This is a genomic window from Candidatus Frankia alpina, assembly GCF_902806485.1.
GTDB classification, from domain to species: domain Bacteria; phylum Actinomycetota; class Actinomycetes; order Frankiales; family Frankiaceae; genus Frankia; species Frankia alpina.
Genome location: NZ_CADCWT010000065.1, coordinates 1 through 22,068, shown reverse-complemented (window position 1 = coordinate 22,068; position 22,068 = coordinate 1). Strand labels below are relative to the sequence as shown.

General features: G+C 71.8%; 19 protein-coding genes, 1 pseudogene and 1 riboswitch. Of the genes and pseudogenes, 9 read left to right on the top strand and 11 right to left on the bottom strand.

Annotation, left to right across the window (positions count from 1 at the left end; translation table 11 throughout):
- From G6R25_RS25125 to G6R25_RS09805, 9 genes are all read right to left on the bottom strand, one after another.
- A partial coding sequence (locus G6R25_RS25125; protein ID WP_205447005.1) for a hypothetical protein occupies positions 1 to 205 on the bottom strand: 205 nt, incomplete at its 3' end.
- Positions 206 to 254: 49 nt separating this feature from the next.
- Complete coding sequence (locus G6R25_RS09840) at positions 255 to 902, bottom strand: hypothetical protein (RefSeq protein WP_136449256.1); 648 nt, start codon at positions 900 to 902, stop codon at positions 255 to 257.
- A 46-nt stretch (positions 903 to 948) separates the two neighbouring features.
- Positions 949 to 1,962, bottom strand: coding sequence for a BREX-2 system adenine-specific DNA-methyltransferase PglX (gene pglX, locus G6R25_RS09835; protein ID WP_161983099.1), 1,014 nt, complete (start codon positions 1,960 to 1,962; stop codon positions 949 to 951).
- Between the two features lie 268 nt (positions 1,963 to 2,230).
- Positions 2,231 to 2,914, bottom strand: a complete 684-nt coding sequence (locus tag G6R25_RS09830; protein WP_163552733.1) for a hypothetical protein — start codon at positions 2,912 to 2,914, stop codon at positions 2,231 to 2,233.
- A 909-nt stretch (positions 2,915 to 3,823) separates the two neighbouring features.
- Positions 3,824 to 7,036, bottom strand: a complete 3,213-nt coding sequence (pglW, locus tag G6R25_RS09825) for a BREX system serine/threonine kinase PglW (RefSeq protein WP_235947941.1) — start codon at positions 7,034 to 7,036, stop codon at positions 3,824 to 3,826.
- 337 nt (positions 7,037 to 7,373) lie between these two features.
- Entirely contained in the window at positions 7,374 to 7,796 is a 423-nt protein-coding gene (locus G6R25_RS09820; RefSeq protein ID WP_163552732.1) for a hypothetical protein, read from the bottom strand.
- Positions 7,797 to 8,176: 380 nt separating this feature from the next.
- The gene (locus G6R25_RS09815) at positions 8,177 to 8,569 is read right to left on the bottom strand and encodes a hypothetical protein (RefSeq protein WP_336501066.1); all 393 of its coding nucleotides are present in this window, start codon (positions 8,567 to 8,569) and stop codon (positions 8,177 to 8,179) included.
- 93 nt (positions 8,570 to 8,662) lie between these two features.
- Entirely contained in the window at positions 8,663 to 9,637 is a 975-nt protein-coding gene (locus tag G6R25_RS09810; protein WP_205447004.1) for a rhomboid-like protein, read from the bottom strand.
- Between the two features lie 145 nt (positions 9,638 to 9,782).
- The gene (locus tag G6R25_RS09805) at positions 9,783 to 11,600 is read right to left on the bottom strand and encodes a phosphatidylglycerol lysyltransferase domain-containing protein (RefSeq protein ID WP_163552729.1); all 1,818 of its coding nucleotides are present in this window, start codon (positions 11,598 to 11,600) and stop codon (positions 9,783 to 9,785) included.
- Between the two features lie 644 nt (positions 11,601 to 12,244).
- Between G6R25_RS09805 and G6R25_RS09800 the strand changes: the two genes are divergently transcribed.
- The gene (locus tag G6R25_RS09800) at positions 12,245 to 13,180 is read left to right on the top strand and encodes a ParA family protein (RefSeq protein ID WP_163552728.1); all 936 of its coding nucleotides are present in this window, start codon (positions 12,245 to 12,247) and stop codon (positions 13,178 to 13,180) included.
- Positions 13,177 to 13,611 carry a hypothetical protein gene (locus G6R25_RS09795; RefSeq protein ID WP_136447739.1) on the top strand — a complete coding sequence of 145 codons (435 nt, stop codon included), beginning with the start codon at positions 13,177 to 13,179 and terminating at the stop codon, positions 13,609 to 13,611. The genes G6R25_RS09800 and G6R25_RS09795 overlap by 4 nt, the downstream gene beginning before the upstream one ends.
- A gap of 48 nt (positions 13,612 to 13,659) precedes the next feature.
- Here the strand turns inward: G6R25_RS09795 and G6R25_RS09790 are convergent, their stop codons facing one another.
- Together G6R25_RS09790 and G6R25_RS09785 are read right to left on the bottom strand one after the other, a co-directional pair.
- A complete protein-coding gene (locus tag G6R25_RS09790) occupies positions 13,660 to 15,159 on the bottom strand; it encodes an MFS transporter (protein WP_163552727.1) in 1,500 nt (499 codons plus the stop codon).
- Positions 15,160 to 15,321: 162 nt separating this feature from the next.
- Positions 15,322 to 15,945: a TetR/AcrR family transcriptional regulator gene (locus tag G6R25_RS09785; protein WP_163552726.1), complete on the bottom strand. Its 624-nt coding sequence runs from the start codon at positions 15,943 to 15,945 to the stop codon at positions 15,322 to 15,324.
- Positions 15,946 to 16,243: 298 nt separating this feature from the next.
- Between G6R25_RS09785 and G6R25_RS09780 the strand changes: the two genes are divergently transcribed.
- From G6R25_RS09780 to G6R25_RS26640, 7 genes and pseudogenes are all read left to right on the top strand, one after another.
- Entirely contained in the window at positions 16,244 to 17,269 is a 1,026-nt protein-coding gene (locus tag G6R25_RS09780) for an alpha/beta hydrolase (RefSeq protein ID WP_163552725.1), read from the top strand.
- A gap of 168 nt (positions 17,270 to 17,437) precedes the next feature.
- A complete protein-coding gene (locus G6R25_RS09775; RefSeq protein WP_205447003.1) occupies positions 17,438 to 18,406 on the top strand; it encodes a universal stress protein in 969 nt (322 codons plus the stop codon).
- Between the two features lie 86 nt (positions 18,407 to 18,492).
- Positions 18,493 to 19,329, top strand: coding sequence for a sulfite exporter TauE/SafE family protein (locus G6R25_RS09770; RefSeq protein WP_163552724.1), 837 nt, complete (start codon positions 18,493 to 18,495; stop codon positions 19,327 to 19,329).
- Positions 19,326 to 19,715, top strand: a complete 390-nt coding sequence (locus G6R25_RS09765; protein ID WP_163552723.1) for a DUF1634 domain-containing protein — start codon at positions 19,326 to 19,328, stop codon at positions 19,713 to 19,715. The genes G6R25_RS09770 and G6R25_RS09765 overlap by 4 nt, the downstream gene beginning before the upstream one ends.
- A 63-nt stretch (positions 19,716 to 19,778) precedes the next feature.
- Positions 19,779 to 20,012 (top strand): cold shock domain-containing protein, encoded by a 234-nt coding sequence (locus tag G6R25_RS09760; RefSeq protein ID WP_235826224.1) that lies wholly within the window; start codon positions 19,779 to 19,781, stop codon positions 20,010 to 20,012.
- Positions 20,013 to 20,467: 455 nt separating this feature from the next.
- A riboswitch (SAM riboswitch) is annotated at positions 20,468 to 20,582 on the top strand.
- 29 nt (positions 20,583 to 20,611) lie between these two features.
- Positions 20,612 to 21,661 carry an aminotransferase class V-fold PLP-dependent enzyme gene (locus tag G6R25_RS09755; protein ID WP_235947940.1) on the top strand — a complete coding sequence of 350 codons (1,050 nt, stop codon included), beginning with the start codon at positions 20,612 to 20,614 and terminating at the stop codon, positions 21,659 to 21,661.
- Positions 21,662 to 21,796: 135 nt separating this feature from the next.
- Positions 21,797 to 22,048, top strand: a pseudogene (locus tag G6R25_RS26640) (aminotransferase class V-fold PLP-dependent enzyme); the annotation flags it as partial.
- Positions 22,049 to 22,068: the final 20 nt, after the last annotated feature.

Genomic DNA, 22,068 nt, shown 5'->3' with positions numbered 1-22,068 from the left:
ACGAACTGTTGAGCACCCCCAACAACCGAAGATACTCCTCTTCGATCGCACTATCCGCCAACTTGATTGCCGGCGCCGACTGCTTGATTGCCGGCGCCGACTGCTTGAATACTTTGCCGCCACGATCAAAAGCGAAGTTGTTGTGCGTAGCCACAAAAGAGAACCCAATGGAACACGAGACCGTATAGCGCTTCGCAAAGAACATGCTATGATCGAACCAGCGAAGCCCGCGTTGTTCCGGGGTACTTCCAAAGTCAACCCGGCGCGCCAGGTGAGTCCGCGTGCGAAAAAAATCTCCGCTCAACTTCATCGATCGCCCGCTCAGCACCGTCCGATGCGTAGGGGAACAATGTGACCGTTGGAGCTTCGAGCAAATAGTCTCTGATATCCTCACCCAACACTATGGGAGCGCAGAAACGAGCTAGCCCCCGGGTGTTGCTTGCCGCACCGGGAAGATAGAAGGCATCATCAAGCCCCGTATGCGTCGTTCTTCCAACAACATCAATAACCCCGCCAAGTTTGTCACTATGGGCTTCAATCAATGACAGAAGATCTGCCGCACCACCGCCTCCAATACTCCACGGATATCGAAAGAACACAGCACGCTGAACATCCAACACGCTTATCCACTCGAATTCCGATCCGGAGTGCCCAAACTGAGCCATAATAGCCGACCAGACTTGGCCTTTTCGGGGTTCTACCGGCACCCCGGGCTCCCCTCGCACACCAAGTACTGCGCGCACAGCGTCGGACCGACCAGCTCTTTTTGGGCGCCCAAAAATAATAACCGTTGGCGTGCCATGGCCAGGAATAAATGCACCGGCGGAATCGATAACCATCGACACCTCGACCCGGTTCGCAAGAAATTCTTCGATGAACCTCTTATCGAATTCACGCTTCATAAATGAGTTTGCCGTTATTTGACCAACCAGTCCAGCCCCATTGCCTTCACTGTCCGCCTCTTTGGCTAGCTCGAAACAGTCTCTGCGCGAACGGCACCGACAGTGCATACGCGCCCTTACACGCGTCGTACATCCGACGGTAGTGGGCGTTAAGCTTCTTGTCATTCACGGTGATGTACGGGGAGTTGCCGACGACGGCGTGGTAGGTGCCCTCCTTGAGGATGCCGGGGAAGTCGGCGAGGTCCTCGGTGGTGTAGGAGAAGTCGGCGACGTCGGTCAGGTCGGCGGTGAACATGTCCTGCTGGGTCTGCTTGAGCAGGGAGTCGCCGATGGCGATGTTGAGGGGGAAGGTGTAGCCGGTGGTGTTGGCGAGGGTGGTGAAGCCGGCGGCGCGCAGGGCGGCGACCATCAGGCGAAAGCGGGCGATGGCGACGGCGAACGGGTTGAGGTCGACGCCGTGCACGGCCTGCAACGCGAGGCGAACCCGCTCGAACGGCTCCCGGTTCGGGGCATGCTCGGCCCACTGAGCGAGCAGGCGGTGGAAGGCGCCGAGGACGAAGTGGCCGGAGCCACAGGCCGGGTCGATCATCCGGACCACGTCGTAGCCGAACTCGTCGATCGCCGGGGTGAGCGTCAGATCGAGGATGAACTCCTCGACGAAGTCGGAGGTCTGCAACAGCGCGTAACGTTTACGCGCGTCCTCGGACAGGTCCTGGTACAGGTCGCCGAGAAACCGGGTGTCAAGATCGGCGTCGGTGAAGTCGTGGACGAGCGTGCCGTCGGCGCCGCGGCGGCGCCAGAAGGCGATGAGCGCCTTGGCCGCGTCGTGGGAGACGGGGATCTGGAACAGGGCGTTGTGGCGCCGGCCGGGACGGCGCCGATCGCGTCGAAGCCGTGGATCAGCCAGCCGCGGTCGGTCTCCCCCGGATCGACGTGGAAGAACTCGTCCTGCAGCTCCTCGGCGAGCGCCATCCGAGCCGGGTCCGGACCAGCGAGGAACGGGTCGAGCAGCAGGCCGTTGTCCTCGCAGAACCGGACGAAGACGGTGCCGAGCACCCACGCCGCCGCCACCTGGATGATGCGCTCGCCGAGCCACGGCTGCCAGTCCGCCGCGGTGCGCTCCACCTGGAACGCCTCGTCGTACTCGGCGCGCAGCCGGTTGTGCACCTCACCGAGGGCGTTCACCTGCTCGCCGAGGTCACGTTCCAGCGCCTTCACCTGGCGCTGCAGGTCCTTCAGCAGATCCGCCCGCTTGATCGTCACGCCTTGCCTCTCCACAGCCGTTGCCCGCATCCACCCTGCCCTACCCGCCGCCGCACCCGCCGAGGTCAGGCGCCGAGGTCGCCGATGGCGTCGCGATGCTCCCCCCGCACCCAGGCGTCGGGCAGGCGAATCCACTCGTTCTCCGTCTGCACCTCGACGAGCGCCCCGTCGAGCCGGGGCTGCTCCCCCGGGTCCGCCGCCGGGCACAGCACCCACGTCGGCCGCTGCCCGGACCGGGCCAGCTCGGCCATCGCGTAGAGCACGTCGAGGCCCCGGTACCGCCCGAACGGACCGGCGTCGACCAGCAGCAGCGGCCGGGCGGGGCCGGCACCGGCGGCCGGGTCGCGGCGGATCGCGGCGAGCAACCGAGGCCGGGCCGCCGCCCAGGCGGCCTCGACGTATTCGGAGATCTTCCGCGCGGCGCGGGTGCCGGGCGGGGCTGCATCGGCCGCGAGAACGGTCTCCCACGTCGGCAGCGGCCGCGGGTCGACCTGCTCGTGCAGGGCGGCGAGGAACACGGCGGCGACGTTCAGCGGCTCGGCGCCGAACCGGGCGGCGAGCCGGTGCGCGGCAGAGACGGTCAGGGTACGCCGGACGCTGAGGGCGCGGAACCCGTCGCCGTCCGCGGCCCCGGCGAGCCGCTGCTCGGCGGCCGCGGCCTGGGCCAGCTCGGGCCGGTCGGCGAGGTAGCGGTAGGCGCCGAGCGCGGTCGGCCCGCGCCCGGCGCCGCCGGTGGCAAGGCTCGTCACGGTGATCGACGCGAGCAGGTGACCGGACAGCTCGTAGCACCGGTGCTGCGGGACCAGTCCAGCTCGAAGCCGGCCTCGCGCAGCGCGGTGTCCAGGGCGGGCCGCGGCGGCAGCTCCGCCGCCAGCTCCGGGAAACGGGTGCGCACCCGAGCACGCACCTGCGCCTCGTCGAGCTGGCGCGAGCGCTCCAGCCCGGGACGCGGGGAGACCAGGCCGGCCTGGGCCAGCCGCAGGGCCCGCACGGCGTCGAGGTCCCGCGGGTAGATCTCCAGCCTGGGAGTCACGGCAGCGTTACGGGAGGCCGCCGCGGCGAGCCGGACCAGGCGACGCTCGTCGAGCAGGCCGATCCGACCGCCCGGCTCACCCGCCACGGCGGCCTCGGCGTCCGGGTCCATCCCACCGGTCGCCAACGACTCGCCGGCGCCGCCCGACACGTCGATCGACGCGAGGTCGGAGACGGACTCGGGGTGGACGGAAGTGGACGCGTCGGCCGTCGGGCGAGCCGGGGGCGACAGGCGGCGGTTGGCGCTGGACAATCCGGCGGTGCTGATCCCGGCCAGGGTCCGCAGCACGGTCGCCGACGACGGCAGGACCTCGGCGGCCGCGAGCCGGTCGGCGGCGGCACCGAGCGCGTAGGCGTAGTCGAGCAGCGCCGGTGCGGGCGGGGTCGTCGGATCGTCGAACTCGGCGACCTCCAGGGCGACGAGGATCCGGTCGCCCTGGCGACGGGTGCGCAGGCGCGGTTCGTCGGCGACCTCGTCGGTCTCGACCGCCGCCCGCACCACCGCGGTGGCGATCGCCCGCCGCAGCTCCTCCCCGTCGACGACCGCGCCACGCCGGCCGAGCAGGGCCGCGGCCAGTTCCCCGACGCTCATCACCCGCCCGGAGGCGGCCAGCAGTTCGATCAGCTCACGCAGCACGTTGCCGACCACGGGCTGCCGGCTCCAGGCCCGACGCTGCTTGACCAGCACCTGCGCGATCCGCGCCGGGGTCACGTCCAGCCGCTCGGCGACGAGCCGGTGCTGGGGCCACGCCGGCAGTCCCGCCAGCGCGCCGTTGTCGTCCGGCAGGCCCAGCAGCAGCCGGGTCGCCGCCACCTCGGTGGCGTTGCGGCCGGTGCGCTGCACGGCCGGCACGAGCAGCGCGGCGATGTCGTCCAGGCCGATCTGGGCGAGGTCGGCGGCGAAGACGCGCGGTGGCCGGCCGTCCTCGGGAGGCGCGCCAAGTCGGGCACGCCACTCGCGGATGCGACTCTGGAGCTCGCGGCGGGTCTTCACCCCCATCCCGAGCTTGCTGATGAGCTGCTTCGGGGTGAGGGGCAAGCAGGTCGGCCACGGTCACCGCGGCCAGCTCGTGGGCGGCGGACAGCGTCCGTGGCGACAGCCCCGCCGCCTCGAGCGGGGTGGTCGCCGTGGCCTGCGCCGCCAGCTCGTCGCGGGCCCGCCAGGCCAGGCGCTCCGCCTCGTCGGCCAGCGGCTCGGCGTCGGTGCCGGCCGGCGCCGACGGCGGCCCGCCCGTCTCGGCTCCATCCGGCTCTCCCCCCCTACCGCCCCTACCGCGCTCGAGGGCGTCTGCGGGGTCGATGGAGGTCGGGATGGCGACGTCGGCGGCACGGAACACGGCTGTCCAGGCGTCCCGCATCTCCTTGAGCGTGGTGAACCTGCGGCGGGCGTCGCGTTCGAACGCCCGCAGAAAGAAGGCGGTGAGCCCGTCGCGGATCGCCGGATCGAACGCCTCGACGGCGAGCTGCGGCGGTCCGTCGGTCTGCCGCGCCGACTCGGACTGGCCGTCGCCACACACGGGCAGCTCGGCCGAGGCCATCTCGTGCAGAGTGACGGCCAGGGCGTACCGCTCGGCGGCGGCGGCGTAGACGGGACGCAGCGGCGGCCCGAGGAACGGGTCGAGGTAGCGGGGCGTACCCGCCTCCAGCTCCTGCACCGAGATCCCGGCCAGCGAGAAGTCGATGAGCACGAGCTGCCGGCTCCGATTCTTACGGATCTTGATGGCGATGTTGTCCGGCTTGAGATCGCGGTGAGTGACGCCCTCGCCGTCGAGGTAGTCGGCCGCGCCGAACAGGTAGTCGCTGAACGTCTCCAGCTCGTCGACGGTCAGCCGGCCCTCGTCGCGAAGCTTGCGCGCGACGGTCCGCTCCCCGGCATGGGCGAGGACCAGCACCGTGCGCCCACCAACGCGGATCGGCTCCTGGCGGGCCAGGCGGATGATCCGCGAGTCGGCGAGGCCGCGCAGCACCCGCGCCTCATGCTCCAGCCGGGGCGCCTTGTCCTCGGACAGCGCGACCTTGAGGACCTCGTCGGCGTCGGTGCGGACGTTGTGGGCGAGGAACGCCCGCGAGGTCGACCCGGTGCCCAGCCGCTTGGCGATCCGCCACTCGCCGCCGACGAGATCGCCGCGGCGGGCCTCCAGCGGGTCGGGCTCGGGTTCGTCGTCGGACGCACCCCCGTTCCCGCCATCGCCGGTATCGCCGCCGTCGCCGGTGGATCCGCCCGCAGCGCCGCCCGCCGCCGGTGGTGTGAGGCTGGTGGGAGCGGTCAGATCCTCCTCGACGACGCTCAGGTACTCGACGAACTCGCTGACCGTCGCGAACCGATCCACCGGCCGGCGGCGGGTGGCGCACCAGACCAGCTCGTTGGCCAGCGCGGAAACGGCGTCGGTCTGGCCGGCCGGCCGCAGCCCCTCGGCCTCCTCCAACCGCGCGGACAGCTCCAACCGCGAGGTCGCCGGCGGCTGCCCGGTGAGGATCAGATACGACACCGTGCCGAGACCGAACACGTCCAGCGCGACCGCGTCGGGCGCTGGCTCGGTGAGCTCCGGGGCAAGGTAGCCGACCGCGGCGCGCTCGAGATGCGGCACGACCTGGCCCACCGAGCTGGTCCGCACCGACACGCTCGGCGTCGCGCTGCCCTCCGTCCCGGTCCCCCGCGTCGCCGCCTGCCAGTCGCTGATCTGCAGGTGGGGGGCGAGCCAACGGGCATCCTGATCGCCCGCGTCGCCCGCGTCGGCTCCGTCGGCTCCGCGCCGACGCTGGCGGGGAGCCGGGGTGACGAGGATGCTGCGGGCGGACAACGCGCGATGATGCAGATGCCGGCCGTGTGCGTAGCGCATCGCCTCGGCGAGCTGGCGGACCAGGTCCAACCTGGTCAGGGCGTCGAGCCGGTCACCGAAACGGGCGAGGAAGTGGTCGAGGCGCAACGCCTGCGGGTCGTGGCGGAACACCAGCGCCGGGCCCGCCTCATGCGACTCCATCGAGTCGACCTGGACGATGCCGGGATGGCTGATGCCGTGCAGGGACATCATCTCCCGGCGGGCCGCCCGCTCCACGCCGTCCCGCGCCGACTGGCCGACTTCCCGTTCCACCAGGTAGATGCGCACCCGCCGGTGCTCACGGGAAAGCTGGGCGTGGGTGGCGTGATGATCCTGCCAGGTCGGACCGGTGTCGAACGGCGGGAAGGCGAGCTGCCAGGCACCGACGCTGAAGTGCCGGCGGCTGCAGGCGATCCCCACCGCGCGCAGCAGATCCGTTAACGCCTTCGACTGCTCTTGGCGGACCCGGTCGCGTTCCTCCCGCGGCGCCTGCCCGAGCAGCCCGGTGACGATCGGGGGTAGCACGCCCCGGGCCGGCTGGCCGGTCTCCGGTTCGGGCCCGAACACCCGGACGAGCTGATGGTCGGGCAGCACGATGGTGAGCTCCGCGACCGAGAGGAACACGGCGGCCTGGATGAACGGGATCCGCACCCGCTTGCTCGGCGGCAGGGCGTTCGACCGGCGGGTCAGCAGCGAGCGCAGCTGCCTGGCCTTCGATTCCGCCAGATGCAGTGGGTTGTCGAACACCCGCTCGCGGCCGTTCGGCGCCCGCTGGATCCAGTTCGATCCGCTGGCGTACAGCCGGCCGTGCAGGCTCTTGACCTCGACGAGGTAGAGGCCGCCGGGAGCGGCGACGAACAGGTCCACCTCGCGGACGTGGCCGGTGTCGGCGGTGAAGGTGAAGTTCGACCAGGCCCGGTAGGGCTCGGCGTCCGGCAGCCTCGTCTGGATATGCTGCAGCGCCTCCCGCTCATGAGCGAACTGGGAGGCGGTGACCGTCGTCCACCTACCTTCACGCACCCGGCGTCCCGCCCTCCCCACGCTCCTGACAGGTCCCCGGCTGCCCGCCCGCACCACCCTCCCGGGTGCCGGCCGGCGCTCCCTAGCGACATCCCGCCCCGCGCCGAGGCCAGCGAGGCGACCATCCGATCCTCCACATTCTGGCAGGACTCGGCGGCGGCAGCCGCGGCACCCGGCCGTGGGACGGAAGCGCAGAGTGCCGCGCCGCGGCAGACCAGCCCTGAGGGCAGAGTCGCCGCGGCGCGGCACGGAGGTTTGTCGTCTTCCTGGGCGCCACCTCGCCCTGGTTCTGCGGGCAGGTCCGAGCGCCGCCAGGTCGTTCGGGGGCATTGGGCGATCAGTTGGCGGGCTCGAGGGCCCAGCCGCGGTCCTCGCCGAAGACAGGCGACAGGGCGACCATCGGCGGGAAGATCAGCGCCGGGTGCAGGCCGAGGGTGAGCTCGTTCTCCACGACGCCGATATTGACCGTGCCCGGCCGAGGCCCGTCGGTGATCCGCCATTCGCGGGGCTCGGGGAGGGGGCGGACCCGCTCGAACACGTCCGGGGAGCCTTCGAAACCGACGAACAGCGGCGCGGAGGTCTGGCGGATCGTGTAGGTGCTGTCGCCGTTCTGCCCGTTTCCGGACTGCCTGATCTCCCATTCCTGGCCGGGGCCCTCGCCCGGCAGGAGGAAGATGTTGTTGCGGTCGGGCGAGCTCAGGGTCAGATTGTCCCGGCCGTCGATGCGGATCCGGTAGACGCCGTCAGCGATTTTTCCCACGGTCAACCCCGTTTCTGGTCGTCAAACAGCCGGCCGTGACACGGCCGGCCTCGGGCGGGATGGTGCCGCGCCGCGGCAGGATGCCTCCTCTCGCGGCCGATGCCAGCATGGTGCCGGTGCGGCGGGTACTATGACGGCCCACGGGCAGACGGATACGCGATGAACGTGCGGTTCGGAGACAAAGTGCGCCGCCCGTGGCGCCGGACACCATCATGCCTGCGTCCGGACCGGCAGACCGCGAACGCCACACGTCTATTCCACGGGGCGCCGACGACGACCGCAAGCGGTCAATGTGGTTTCCGGCCAACTCGGCCGAGGAGAATTCACCCGACAATGCCGGGAAATGCGGCACGATCCGCTCCCGGCCTGGGCGGCCGCGGCTACTCGACGCTCTCGAAGCTCCAGCCACGGTCCTCGCCGAAGATCGGCGAAAGCGCGATCAGCGGCGGGTAGATGAGCGCCGGGTGCAGACCCAGGGTGAGCTGGTTTTCCGGCACCCCGAGGGGGAAGGTACCGGAATGGGGGCCGTCGGTGATCCGCCACTCCCGCGGCTGGGGTAGCACCTGGACCCACTCGAAGATCTCCGGCTCGCCGTCGAAACCGAGAAACCTCGGCGAGTTCGCCTGCCGGATCACCCAGGTCTCGTTGTCCGCCCGCTGCACCTGCCGCTCCTGCTGGCCGGACTGCTCCGGCAGGAGGACGACGTTGCTCCCACCGGCAGCGGTCAGAATCTGCCGTCCGTCGAGCGTGATCCGATAAATTCCATTGTTCACACCAGCCACGATCCACCCCGTTTCCTGGCCCGCAGCCGACCCGGCGATGGAGCAACCGGTCTTACACCAACAATCCTTTATATCTATGGTTTGTCAGTGGTGCAGTCCGCGCGGAAGGGACCACCAGGCCTGGCGTGGGCGAGCGGGGACGTCGGCGGTGCCGGCCGGGGCGGGTGGTATCCCCCGGCGAATGCGCATCGCCCAGCGTGCGGGCATGGCGGCTCGCTCGGTGGGCGAGTAGGCCGGCCGTGGCCACGACGCCCGCCACGGCACGGCGAAGGCACGGGCCGGCCGGGCGGAAACGGGACGGCGCAGGGCGGGGATGGTTCCGGCGAGCGCGCCGAGGGCGAGGGCGGCGGTGTGGCCGATCCCGTCGAGGTCGCCGTCGGTGACGCCGTACATCATCGCCGGGGCGACGACGACGAGGGTGACGGCGGCGACGGTGCGCAGCCGGTGGGAGGTGGGCAGCGCGACCAGGGCGGCCAGGGCTGCACCGGCAACGTAGCTCGGGCCGACGTCGAGGACGTGCAGCTCGCTGGACGGCAGGTCGCCGGTCACGACCCGAAGCCCCAGGATCCCTTCGGAGATCAGCGTCGCCGCGGTGTGACCGCCGAACACGACCGCGAGCGTCGCCACGCTCCCGACCGTGGCCTCCAACCCGCCGACGGCCAAGGCGGCGAACGCCAGCCACGGCGCCACCGGCCCGTCGGTCACCCAGGGGATGCTGCCGACGAGGACGCCGAGGGGGTGGTGCAGCATCTGGTGCAACGTCGTGCTCGTCGCCCACTGCCAGCGGGTGGCGCGATCCGGGTCAACCCCGCGTAGCACCCGCGCCGCGAGGAGCACTGCGAGCAGGACGGTCGTCACCGGGAAGTGCCGCGGCGCCGCATGCAGCCACGACGTCGCGCTGCTGCGCAGCGAAGCAGCTTTCAGGTGCTGAGCGTCGCGACGTCCACCCGACAGCATCACGGAACACCCCCGCCCCACGAGGATCACTGTCACCGTCATGACGTCGTGGCCTGCCAAGGCATTCCCCGCCACCTGTCGCGGCAGCGTGGATGTGCCCACCGCCACACCCCCCACGGCAGACGACGGGACGACACAGGGTGTCCCCCAGCGCCTCGTGGTCGCCGAGGCCGCAGTCGAACCAGATGCGCACCGGCGGGTCCGTGTCCGTGTACGACCGCCGTCCGAGCCCGCTCACCAGCCCCGGTCAGGGGCCGTCCGGCAACTGCGTCCGGTCCTCCTCAGGCAGGTGGCACTCACGGCGGGGGCGGCGGGCGGCGGCGAGCAGCGCGCCGGGGCGAGGAAGGTGGTCGCGCCAGCGGGGCCAGACGAGGAACGCCTCGGCCTCGAGCATCGCCAGGGCGATCCGCGGCAGTTCGGCGGTCGCCGGATAGCACACGAAGCGGGGCTGCCAGGTGGGCTGGAACTTGGCGTTGAACCGGTAGAGGCTGTCGATCTGGAACCAGCGCGACAGGAACAGCAGCGTGCCGCGCCAGGAGCGGACCACCGGCCCCGCGCCCAGGCGCTCGCCGCGTTCGAGGGCGGAGCGGAAGAACGCGAAGTTCAACGACACCCGCGTCACGCCGAGCTGCGGCGCCTGGCGCAGGGTGCTGACGATGAGGAACTCGTTCAGACCGTTGTCGGCCGCACGGTCGCGCCGCATGGCGTCGAGGGACAGTCCGTCACGCCCCCACGGCACGAAGTGCAGCAGCGCGCGCAGCCGCGGCTCCGCGTCGGACGGAACCCCTGCGCCGGAGGCCGACTCGTCGGGCGCAGCCACGGTGCCGGTGTCCCGCGCCGTGCTCTCGTAGGCGAGGACGACGACGCAGTCGCCGTCCTCGCCGTCGCCCAGCCGGCCGAGTGCCATCGAGAAGCCGCGTTCGGTCTCGCTGCCGCGCCAGGCCGCCGCCTGCGCCTTCAGCCCCGCGACGTCGGGCGGCGCAAGATCGCGGACCCGGCGGGCGACGGCCGTGTACCCGGCGCGCTCGACCCGCGCGACAGCCTGGCGGACGTTGCGCATCGCCCGGCCGTCCAGGGTGAAGGTGGCGGCGTCGACCACGGCCTCGTCGCCGAACTCCAGCGCGGTCAGCCCGGCGCGGGTCCATGCCGTGCCACCGGCCTCCGAACAGCCGATCACCGCCGGGGTCCAGGCGTGGTCGGCCGCCTCGCGCAGGAACTCACCGATCGCCCCCGGCCACGCCTCCCGGTCCCCGAGCGGATCGCCGCTGGCGAGCATCACCCCGGAGATCACACGGTAGGCCACGCACGCCTTGCCGGACGGGGACCAGATCACCGATTTGTCGGAACGCAGCACGAAGTAGCCGAGCGAGTCGGCGTCGCCGTGCCGGTCGAGCAGCGTCCGCACCCGCGCCTGGTCGTCCTCGGTCAGCCGCGGCCGCGGCTGCGGTGGACGCAGCGCCAGGTAGCCGGTGGTGCCGATGGTCACCAGGCCCAGGGTGAGCAGCACCCGGTCGGCGAGGTCGGCGAAGCGGTCGGAGGTGAAGTGCAGCGGGCCGGGGACGCCGACGAGCCCCAACACGATCTGTTCGAGCTGGGCCGACCAGGCATGCGGGCCGGCGATGCGGTGCTCGCGCAGGTGCAGCAGCAGGAAGCCGATCCCGATCGACCCGGCGGTCAGCAGCAGGGCGGCTCCGAGTGCCCGCCAGCGGGTCGTCGGGTCGCCCTTGGCCCGAAACTCACCGCGGACCAGTACCAGCACGCCGAGCAGCGCGGCCGACGCCGCCGCCTCGTCGTAGTCGAGCCCCTTGGCGACGTGCAGCGCGACGCTCAGCCCGAGCAGGACGACGGCCGCCCGCCACGCCCGGCGCTTGCGCCGGCGCAGGCCGGCGGCAAGCAGGACCAGCAGCATGCCGATGACGACCGTGAACGCCGCGGCCTGCCGGGAGGCCGCCGCGGGCAGCAGCACCCGCAGGTCCGCCAGCCGGGACCGCCACTCCGGGGTCAGCGCGGACACCACGTCGAGCAGGCCCACGGCGAGGGTCAGCAACGCTGCGACCCGCGGCACCCACGGCCGGCCCCACGCGGGCAGCCCCGGCCGCCGCCGACGCCCGACTCCACCGGCAGCCGGCCCGTCGCCGACGCCGCTACCGCTCCCCGCGCCGCGACCAGCTCCCGCGCCACGACCGGCTCCGGCGGAACGCCTGGCTCCGGCGGCATCCCGGCCCGCACGGCCCGCACCGGATCCGGGCACCGTGGTCGCCCGGATGGTTTGACCCACGGTCCGGCCGAGCTCCGTGCCGGGCCCAACCCCACTCGAGGTACCCATGTATCGCATCGTCCCCCGAGACAGTGGCAGTGACAGCACCGGAGTCGCCGGGACGATAGACCGCTGTTCGACGACGTCCGCGGCGCACTGCCGGAACGTAACCGGTCTCGCCGGAAGGCCGGCACGTAGGGGTGGGAACGCGCGGACCGCCGGACGGCCATGACATCCGGATCACCCATCGTGGTCCCAATATGGCGTCGGTCGCACCACTGCCGGTCAAGGCGTACGCATCGCCGCCACCCGGCACGAATCCTTGCCCATGGCGGGCCCGCATCCCGTGATGTGCTGTCCACCGCGAGTCACACCGTGGGAACGGGTGGCACCGGAGCGACGGGGGGAAACCGGATGATCCGGTCAGCAACCGAGCATGGGGGCGGGCCGCCGTGCGCGTGATCTCGGTCGTGAACTACAAGGGCGGGGTCGGGAAGACCACGCTGACCGCGAACATCGGCGCGCAGATCGCCGCCTGGGGGAAGCGCGTCCTACTCATCGACCTGGATCCGCAGGCCAGCCTGACCTTCTCGTTCTACCGGCCGGAGCAGCGGCGGGCGGAACTCGCCGACAACCAGACGATCAAGCAGTGGTTCGAGGCGTGGCGGATGGACGCCCCGGTGCCACCGCTGGCCCCCCTGGTCACCTCGCCTCCGATGGTGAATTCCCGGATCGCGCAGGGCAGCGGCGCGCTCGACCTCATCACCTCCCACCTGTCACTCGGCGATGTCGAGATGAACCTTGCCGCGCGCCTCGGCGGCGCGGAGGTACACCGCTCGACGCGGCACTACTTCGACGTCTACCTGCGGCTCGCCGCGGGGCTGGCGACCCTGCCGCCGAACGCCTACGACCTGGTCCTGCTCGACTGCCCGCCGAATTTCGGCGTCATCACCCGCGCCGCGGTCGCGGCCAGCGACCAACTGCTGATCCCCGCCCGTCCGGACGAGCTGTCCACCCTCGGCATCGAGCACCTGCAGGCCCGACTGCGCCGGTTCATCTGGGAATTCAACCGGATCGTCGACCTGCAGTCGGACCTGCATCCGGCGGTGAAGAAGCTGGAACCGATCATCCTCGGCGTGGTCTTCACGATGGTGCAGTACTACTCGGGCAAGCCGATCGCGGCCCTGCGTCCCTACATCGCCCAGACCCGGCAGCTCGGACTGCCGGTCTTCGAGGCGATGGTCCGGGAGAGCAACCACCACTTCGCCGGCGCGGCTCGCACCCAGCTTCCCGTCATCCTCTCCGACCAGGTCACCCCCGCTCTCGCCTGGGAGTTGCACCGCCTCGTCGAGGAGTTCCTCAAGCGAATCAGGACGCTTCACCCATGAGCATCGCCCCTGAAGCCGCCCGGCTGAGCACGCTGCTCCTACGCCAGCTCGCCGATCTGGTGGCCGGCCTGAACGAGCACCAGGTCGGCGAGCTGCTGGCCGGACGGACGCGGCTGACCCTCACGGCCGCGCAGGATGGCCGGGCAGCGAGACCCGCACCCCAGGCGAAAGCGGCGCTGCCGGCCGCGGTGGATGTCGAGGTGCTACGGACGGCGCTGCTCGGCGCGACGAGCCGGGAGGAGGCCGCCGAGCGCCTGGCCGCCCTCGGCCGGGTGTCGGTGCCGCAGCTTCGGGCGCTGGCCGGCGCCCTCGGCGTGGACGGGGTGGGCGGTAAGGACCCGAAGGCGAGCGTCATCCGCAAGATTGTTGATGGGACCGTCGGCTTCCGGCTCAGCTCGCAGGCGATGCTGAGCGAGGAGACCGACCTTTGAGGTCGCGCCGGACCGGTGCGGGCCCTGCGGGGGCCCGCACCGGCGAGGTCAGCCCACGTGTGCCGGGGCACCCTCCACGTTCACCGCGGACTCCCGCCCGGCACGGATGAACACGAAGATCACCACCGCGGCGACCGCGATGAGGATCGCGCCCCACAGGAACGCCGTGGTGTACCCCTCGATCTGCGACTGCGCGAGGGCCGCCTTGCCGTGGCCGTGGCCGTCGAGGTAGCTGCCGATGGCGGTCGCGTAGACGGTGTTGAGCAGGGCGGTGCCCAGCGAGCCGCCGATCTGCTGGGTGGTGTTGACCAGGGCGCTCGCGACCCCGGCATCGTGCGCGGCGACACCGACGAGGGCCAGGTTCGACAGCGGGACGAACGAGAAGCCCATGCCGATGCTGATGAGCAGCTCGGACGGCAGCACATGGGCGACATAGCTGGAATCGACCTCGATGGACAACAGCAGCGCCATGCCGACCGCGGCCAACGTCGTCCCGACCCCGGCGAGCACCCGCGGGCCGATGCGCGGCAGCAGCTGGCTGGCCGTGCCGGCGGAGAGGATGATCCCGGCGCTGAACGGCAGGAAGGCGAACCCGGTCTTCAGCGCGCTGTAGCCCAGGGTCTGCTGGAAGTAGTAGGTCAGGAACAGGAACATCGCGAACAGGCCGGCGCCGATCAGCAGCGAGGCCAGGAACGATCCGCCACGGTTGCGTTCCCAGGCGACCCGCAGCGGCAGCAACGGCGCAACGGCGCGCGACTCGATGACGACGAACGCGGCGAGCAGTACTACCGAGCCGACGAGCAGGCCGAGGGTGCGGGCGTCGCTCCAGCCGTCCTCGGCGGCCACCGTGAAGCCGTAGACGAGGGCGACGAGCCCGGCGGTGACCGTGACCGCGCCGGGCAGGTCGTAGCGGGCCTCGCCCTGCGCGCGGCTCTCCCGCACCACCGGCACCGCGAAGAACGCGGTGGCAAGCGCGATCGGCACGTTTACCAGCAGACACCACCGCCAGGAGGCGTACTCGGTGAGCAGGCCGCCGAGGATGAGCCCGATCGCCGCGCCACCGCCGGAGATCGCGCCGTACACCCCGAACGCCTTGGCCCGCTCGCGGCTCTCCGTGAACGCAACGGTGATCAGCGAAAGCGCGGCCGGGGCGAGCAGCGCCGCGAACGCGCCCTGCAGGGCGCGGGCGGCGAACAGCAGGGCGGCGTTCGGCGCCAGCCCGCCGAGCGCCGAGGCGAGCGCGAAGCCGAACAGCCCCCAGACGAAGGCCCGCTTGCGGCCCAGGTAGTCGGCGATGCGCCCGCCGAGCAGCAGCAGGCCGCCGAAGGCGAGGGTGTACGCGGTGACCATCCACTGCCGATTCGCGGTGGAGATGCCCAGGTCGGCCTGGGCGTGGGGCATCGCGATGGTCACGATCGAGGCGTCGAGGACGACCATGAGCTGCGCGACGGCGATGATGCTCAGCGCCAGCCACCGCCGAGGATCAGGGGCGTCGTCGGCCAGGCCTACCGAGGGATCTTTGGCCTGGCGGGCGGCAGTTGTGGTCACAGAGGGGCTCCTTCCCGGAGAAGTCGAGCTGCCGGGACATCGAACGGGTAGGTGTTCCCGGGCGTGAGCAGGGGCGACCGACGCGCGGGGCGCAGACGAGGCGGCGGCGGGCAGAGGCGGTTGTGACTCCGCCTTCGCGCAGGTGTTCGAGACCATATTAGCTCAGGTGTTCGAGGTAGCCGCGGGCGGGGCCGGCCGGCCGGCGAGCAGTGGAAGCACGACGTCGTCGACGATGTGGTCGGCGAACGCCTCGTCCAGCGGCTCACCCGTGACGAGCAGGCGCGTGAAGATCATCGCCAGGATGACCTCGATGAGCAGCGCCGGTTCGGCCTTCGCGAGCAGGTCCCCCCGCCGCATCGCCCGCTCGAGCAGGCAGCGGCCGAGATCTACCTTGCGTTGCAGGAGGTTGGCCTGGATCACCGCGGCCAGTCGAGGGGACTCGCTGGCCGCCCGCAGGACGCCGACGAGCAGCGCCCCCTCCGGGCCGGAGACAGCATTGATCATGAGGCGGACCTCGGCGGCTACATCGTCCCGCAGGCAGCCGGTGTCCGCGGGGACGTGCTCGGCGGGACCGTGGCGACGCAGCGCCTCCACGACCATCTCGTCCTTACAGGACCACCGCCGATAGATCGTCGCCTTGCTGGCCCGGGCCCGGGCCGCGACGGCGACCATGCTCATCCGGTCATAGCCGACCTCGACGAGCAGCTCCAGCGCCGCGTCCAGAATCGCCTGCTCACGGGACTCGTCCCGTGGCCGACCCCGACCGGAGGCGAAATGGTCTGCCACTCCTTCCCCTCGGACCGACGGCCCAGCGAACACACCGGGGCGGACCACAGACCCCGCCACGGGGCCTTCGGCACCATCACAAAAAACGGTACCGCGCTGTACCGAAAAGGTCTCCCAGAGAACCACATGGCGCCGCTCACATTCCGTCCGCACCACGATCCGCCCCCGAGCCGGACTGACGATATAATCGCCCGAATGGCGCAGGCATGATGGTACGCGACCAGCCAGTCGCCCGGTCCGGCAGCCGCCGCCCGGCCCCGAGAGGATCGCCGACATTTACCACGTCCCGCACCGTCTCATGGCCGCGGCCACCTGCGGCCTGCTCGCCCTGGGGCTCGCCGTCGCCGCCTGCTCCCGGCACGACTCCACCCGACCGGAGACATCGGCGCCGACCAGCAGCCCCGGCCGGGCGGGCGGCCTGGCCGAGGGGTCCGACGAGGTCGACGGGATGTGGGTCCGGCGGGATGTGGCCTACGCGCCGGTGTCACCCGCCCAGCGCCTGGACCTCTACCGGCCCACGCCGCCGCCGGCGGCCGACGCTGCCGCCCGCGACGGGTCGGGACTGCCGGTGGTCATCACCATCCACGGCGGCGCGTTCGCACTCGGCGACAAGCGCGACGACCTGCCCGTGATCCGCACGCTGGTCCGCGCCGGGTACGCCGTCGCCAGCCTGAACTACCGGCTGTCCGCCGAGGCCCGCTTCCCCGCCGCCGTCCAGGACGTCAAGGCCGCCGTGCGCTGGGTGCGTGCCCATGCCGCCGACCACGACCTGGACCCGGACCGGATCGCGGCAAGCGGCGCATCGGCGGGGGCGTACCTCGCGGTCATGCTGGGGACGACGCCGGGGGTGGCGATGTACGACGACCCGGCGCTGGGGAATCCGGGCGTCTCCAGCGCCGTGCAGGCCGTCGTCGACTTCTACGGCCCGATCAACTTCGCCTCGATGGACGACCAGGTTCGCGCGAACGAGCGCTGTGCGGTGTCCGACGCCTCACACGGCCGTCCCGACTCGCCGGAGTCCCGCTTCCTTGGCCGCACGGTGGCCGCCGTGCCCCAGCTCGTCCGGGTCGCGAGCCCCCTGAACTACCTCGGCCGCGCTCCTCTGCCGCCATTCCTCATCGAGCACGGCGACGCCGACTGCACCGTGCCGCACCGCCAGTCCCTCGAGCTCGCCGACGCGCTGCGGGCCGCCGGCGCACCGGCCGCCGACGTCACGATCGTGCCCGGCGCCGGCCACGGCGGGGCCTTCCCGACCGCCGAACGGATGCCCGCCGTCCTCGCCTTCCTCTCCCACACCCTCGGTTCCCACAGCCTCGGTCACTGACGCTGGAAACGGATACGGTTCAAGGGCCCTCTGGCCCGTTCCGACCCGGCCAACCGACCGACCCGGCAGCGGCGTTCGGCGCGTCGGCGCAGGTCCACGCACAGGCATGGTGGACGCGGTCAGGGATCGACGGTGTCAGGGATCACAGTAGCGAGAAAGGTGACGACGATGGCGCGAACCACAGGCGAACCGGACGCGGCGGGCCAGTCGGACACGGGCGGCATCGTGGTGGGGGTCGACGGTTCGCCGGGGTCGGTCGCGGCCCTGCGCTGGTCCGTCGACGAGGCGGCGCGGCGCCGGCTGCCGGTGACGGCGGTGCTGGTCTGGGACGCGATCGGGGAGCCGCGTTCGGTCTTCGACGCGGCGAGCAGCGCCGACCGCGCGGGATTGGCGCAGGCGGCGCGGCGGGTGCTCGCGGACACGGTGGCGGCGGTGCACATCCCTGATCCGGCGGTCACGGTGACCGAACGCGTCGAGGAAGGCAGCCCCGTGCCGGAGCTGCTGCGGCTCGCGATCGGCGCGCAGCTCGTCGTCGTCGGCGAACGCGGGCACGGCGCGCTGCACCGGCTGGTGGCCGGGTCGGTGTGCCAGGGGCTCGTGCACCACGCGTCGCTGCCCGTCGTCGTCGTACCCGGCGACGACGACCGGCCCGACGGAGCTGCAGGGGCGGCCGGTCCCGGGGATGCGGCGGGCACAGCGGCGACATCAGTGGCCGAACGCCCGGTCGTCGTCGGCATCGACGGATCGGACGCCTCCCTGCGGGCGCTGCGCTGGGCGGTGGCGGCCGCCACCGTCCGCAAGACCGCCCTGCGCGTCGTGCATGCCTGGCATCTCGAGGTGCCGGTCTACCCGGGGATCTATGGGGACTTCGGCTCCGCGCTCGCCGAGCAGGCGCAGCGCACCCTCAACGACGCCGTGGACACGATCATCGCCGAGCACGGCGGCGGGCTGCCCGTCCAGGTGGCCAAGGAGACCGTCGCGGACAGCCCCGCCCGGGCCCTGCTCCACGCCGCCGCGGCCGCGCAGCTGCTCGTCGTCGGCAGCCGCGGCCGCGGCGGGTTCACCGAGCTGCTGTTGGGCTCGGTCAGCCACCAGTGCGTGACGCACGCCCCCTGCCCGGTGGCCGTCATTCGCTGATCGGATCCGCCGCTCACGCCTCCAGGATAGTTCTGGTACAGATATGCTCTGTACCAGAACTAATTTTTCCTACCCGGTGAGGCGCCGTGAACCCGTTGGCCGAGATCGTCGCCATCACCGCCGTCTGCGTCCTGTCCGGCTGCCTGGGCAGCCTGCTGGGGCTCGGCGGCGGCACCTTCGTCGTCCCGATCCTGACGCTGGCCTTCGGCCTCGACATGCGGCTCGCGATCGGGGCCTCGGTGATCTCGGTGGTCGCCGGCAGCGCCGCGGCCTCGCCGCGCTACCTCGACGAGGGCTTCGCGAACCTGCGTGTCGCGGTCGCCCTGGAGGTGGCGACGGTGAGCGGCGCCATCGCCGGGGCGCTGCTCGCCGGGCACCTGAGCACCCGCGCGCTGTACACGGTGTTCGGGGTCGTGCTGGCGGTCAGCGCGGTCCAGATGCTGCGCCACCGGCAGGATCGCGACGGCCTGGCCGTGCCGGACGATCCCATCGCCGACGCCCTGAGCCTGCACGGAACCGGCACCGGCACGACGGTCCGCGATATCCGTCCCTACCGGGTGACCCGTACCGCCACCGGCCTGACGATGATGACCGCCGCCGGAGCGATCAGCGGCCTGCTCGGTATCGGCTCTGGGGCGATGAAGGTCCCGGCCATGGACCTCGCGATGCGCCTGCCGATCAAGGTGTCGACGGCGACGAGCAACCTCATGATCGGGGTGACCGGCGCCGCGAGCGCCGTCGTCTACCTGCAGCGGGGCGACGTCGTGCCGCTGCTGGCCGGCGCGGTGGCGCTCGGGACGGTCGTCGGCGCGCGCATCGGGTCGCGGTTGCTGGCCGTGGTGCCCGCCGGAGCACTACGGGTGATCTTCCTCGTCGTCCTGCTCATCGTCAGCGTCCAGATGCTGCTGCGGGGCCTCGCGTGAAGGCGGCACCGGGTGCACCCGAGGCGGGCGCCCGTCAGGTCGCGCTGGTGCTACGGATCGGCGGGGGCCTCGGCGCCGCCCTGGTGCTCGCCGGGCTCGCGGTCTCCTTCGCCGAGAGCGGCGGAGGCTGGCTGCACGGCTCGGGCGTCGACCCGCTCGGCGGCGACGCAACGATGCGGCTGTCCGACCTGATCGGCGGGCTGCGCCACGGGCGGGCCGGCGCCATCGTCCTGCTCGGCGCGATCGTCCTGGCTGCGACGCCGGCCGCGGGCGTGGTCACGGCCGGATACACCTGGCTGCGGGCGCGCCGGGCGTGGCTGGCGGGTGTGGCCGTCGTCGTGCTGCTGCTGCTCGTCCTCGCCGCCACCCTCGGCGCCACCGAGTAGCGCGACGCCGGCGCCGGCGAAATTCCGGCGACGGCGGCGCGGGAGTGCGGCATCGTGATCGCCGTGACCGGTGATGAGCCCGCGGCGATCCGCGGCATGGTGCGCACATACGACGCGGAGCGGGGCTGGGGTGTGATCGACGCCCCGGAAGTCCCGGGCGGCTGCTGGGTCCATTACTCCATGATCGCGACGGATGGCTTCCGGGAGCTCATCGCGGACAGGCGGGTGACGTTCAGCTGGGAGTCGGTCGCCAACCAGGACGGCTACCGGTTCCGCGCGCTCACCGTGTGGCCATAGACGAGTGAGTCCGAACCAGGGCAGTGGCAGGTTGCGGTGCGTTCTGCATGGTCTGAGCCCCGGGCTCGTACGCATCGCACCGCAACGCAACGCGCTTCCCACGCATCGCACCGGCCGTTACCGCCGGATTTTCGCGGTCCGAGATTTGACTGCGGGGCAGGCGCGACCACACCACCGTTACTCAACATTGATCGGCTACGACCCCGAGTCGACAGGACTTACTCATCTCGCCGCATGGGCTTTCGGTTCGGCTGTGTTCGCCGGTGTCGCCTCATTGCCGGTGCGTGGTGTTCCGCGGTTCCGCGGAACCGCGGCGCTCGGCCGGATCCCGGCCCGCCGTGGTGATTCCCTCCCAGACCGGGCCCATGCCGTCACCTCGCCGACGAGTGTCACACTCGACGCCGGCAGTGCCGCCCTCCCGCAGGGGATCCGAGGCTTTGCTATGGTCTTTCCCACGTCTTGAGTGTCAGCGTTCAGCCCCGGCTTGCTGGCCGGCAACCCTCCTTATGCAGCGGGGTGCCCCGGGTGGTGACGAGGCCTCGGCAACCCCGCCGACGGCAAGTGCCGACCCTTCATGGGTCTTACCAGGAGCAATGATGATGTCGATCATCTCTGCCGCGCACCCGTCCCCCGGCCGGCAGGATCGCCCCGACCAGTCGACCGGATGGCCAGCCGGTCACCAACCCACCGGCGACGCCGCGCCCGGCGCGCTGCTGGCAGTGCAGGGAGCGGGGCTGGACGTGCCGCTGGTCGGCGGCGGGTGGGCCGAATACGCCAACCTCGACCACGCGGCCAGCGCACCGTGCCTGACCGCGGTGGCCGAGCATGTGGCCCGGATGCTGCCCTACTCGGCGAGCGTGCACCGCGGCGCCGGGTTCGCCTCCCAGGTCTGCACGACCCTCTACGAGGGCGCCCGGCGCGACGTCGCCCGCTTCGTCGGCGCCCGCGACGGCGACCTCGCCCTGTTCACCCGCAACACCACCGACGCCGTCAACCTGCTCGCCCGCTGCCTGCCCGCCGCCGACGCGGTCGGCGGGGTCGGCGGGGTCGTGGTGTTCGACGTGGAGCATCACGCAAACCTGCTGCCCTGGCGCGCCCGCGCGGGCTACCGATCCGTCGCCGCCCGGGCGACCCTGGCCGAGAGCCTCGCCGCGCTCGAGGCCGAGCTGAGCGCCGCGCCCACGGCCCTGCTCGCGGTGACCGGCGCCTCCAACGTCACCGGGGAGACACCCCCGCTGGCCCGGCTCGCCCGGATGGCGCACCGCGCCGGCGCCCGGATCTTCGTCGACGCCGCCCAGCTCGCCCCGCACCGCCGCCTCGACATGGCCGCCGACAATCTCGACTACCTGGCCTTCTCCGGGCACAAGCTGTATGCGCCGTTCGGCGCTGGGGTGCTGGTCGGCCGGCCCGACTGGCTCGACGCCGCACCTCCCTACCTGGCCGGCGGCGGCGCCTGGGCACCTGCGCCGTCCACTGGGCCACCGGCGCCGCCCGCCATGAGGCCGGTACCCCGAACCTCGCCGGCGCGACCGCGATCGCCGCCGCCTGCCGCACGCTCGCCGCACTCCCCCCGGGCGCCTGGGAACGCCACGAGTCGAGCCTGCGCGCGCGGCTGCTGCGCGGGCTCACCGGGCTCGACGGCGTCGTGATCCACCGCATCTGGTCCGACGCCGAGGGCGACAGCGAACCGGACCACGACGGCACCGGGCCGCGACCTCGGATCGGACGCCGACAGCGCGCAGGTCGGCGGTGGTGGCGCCGGGGCGTGGCAGGACGCGGTCGGCGTCGTCGCGTTCTCGCTGCCCGGGCACGACCCGGCCCGGGTGTCGGCGTACCTGTCGGCCGAGCACGGCATCGGGGTGCGCGCCGGCCGGTTCTGCGCGCATCCGCTGCTGGACCGGCTCGGCGCGCCGGGTGGCGCGCTGCGGGCAAGCATCGGCGTGGGCACGACTGTTGACCACGTCGACCGCCTGATCACCGCCGTGGCACGGTATCTTCAGGTCGGGCCCGACCCACGCCCAATACCGGGAACTTAGGTTCTGATTGTGTAGGTTCG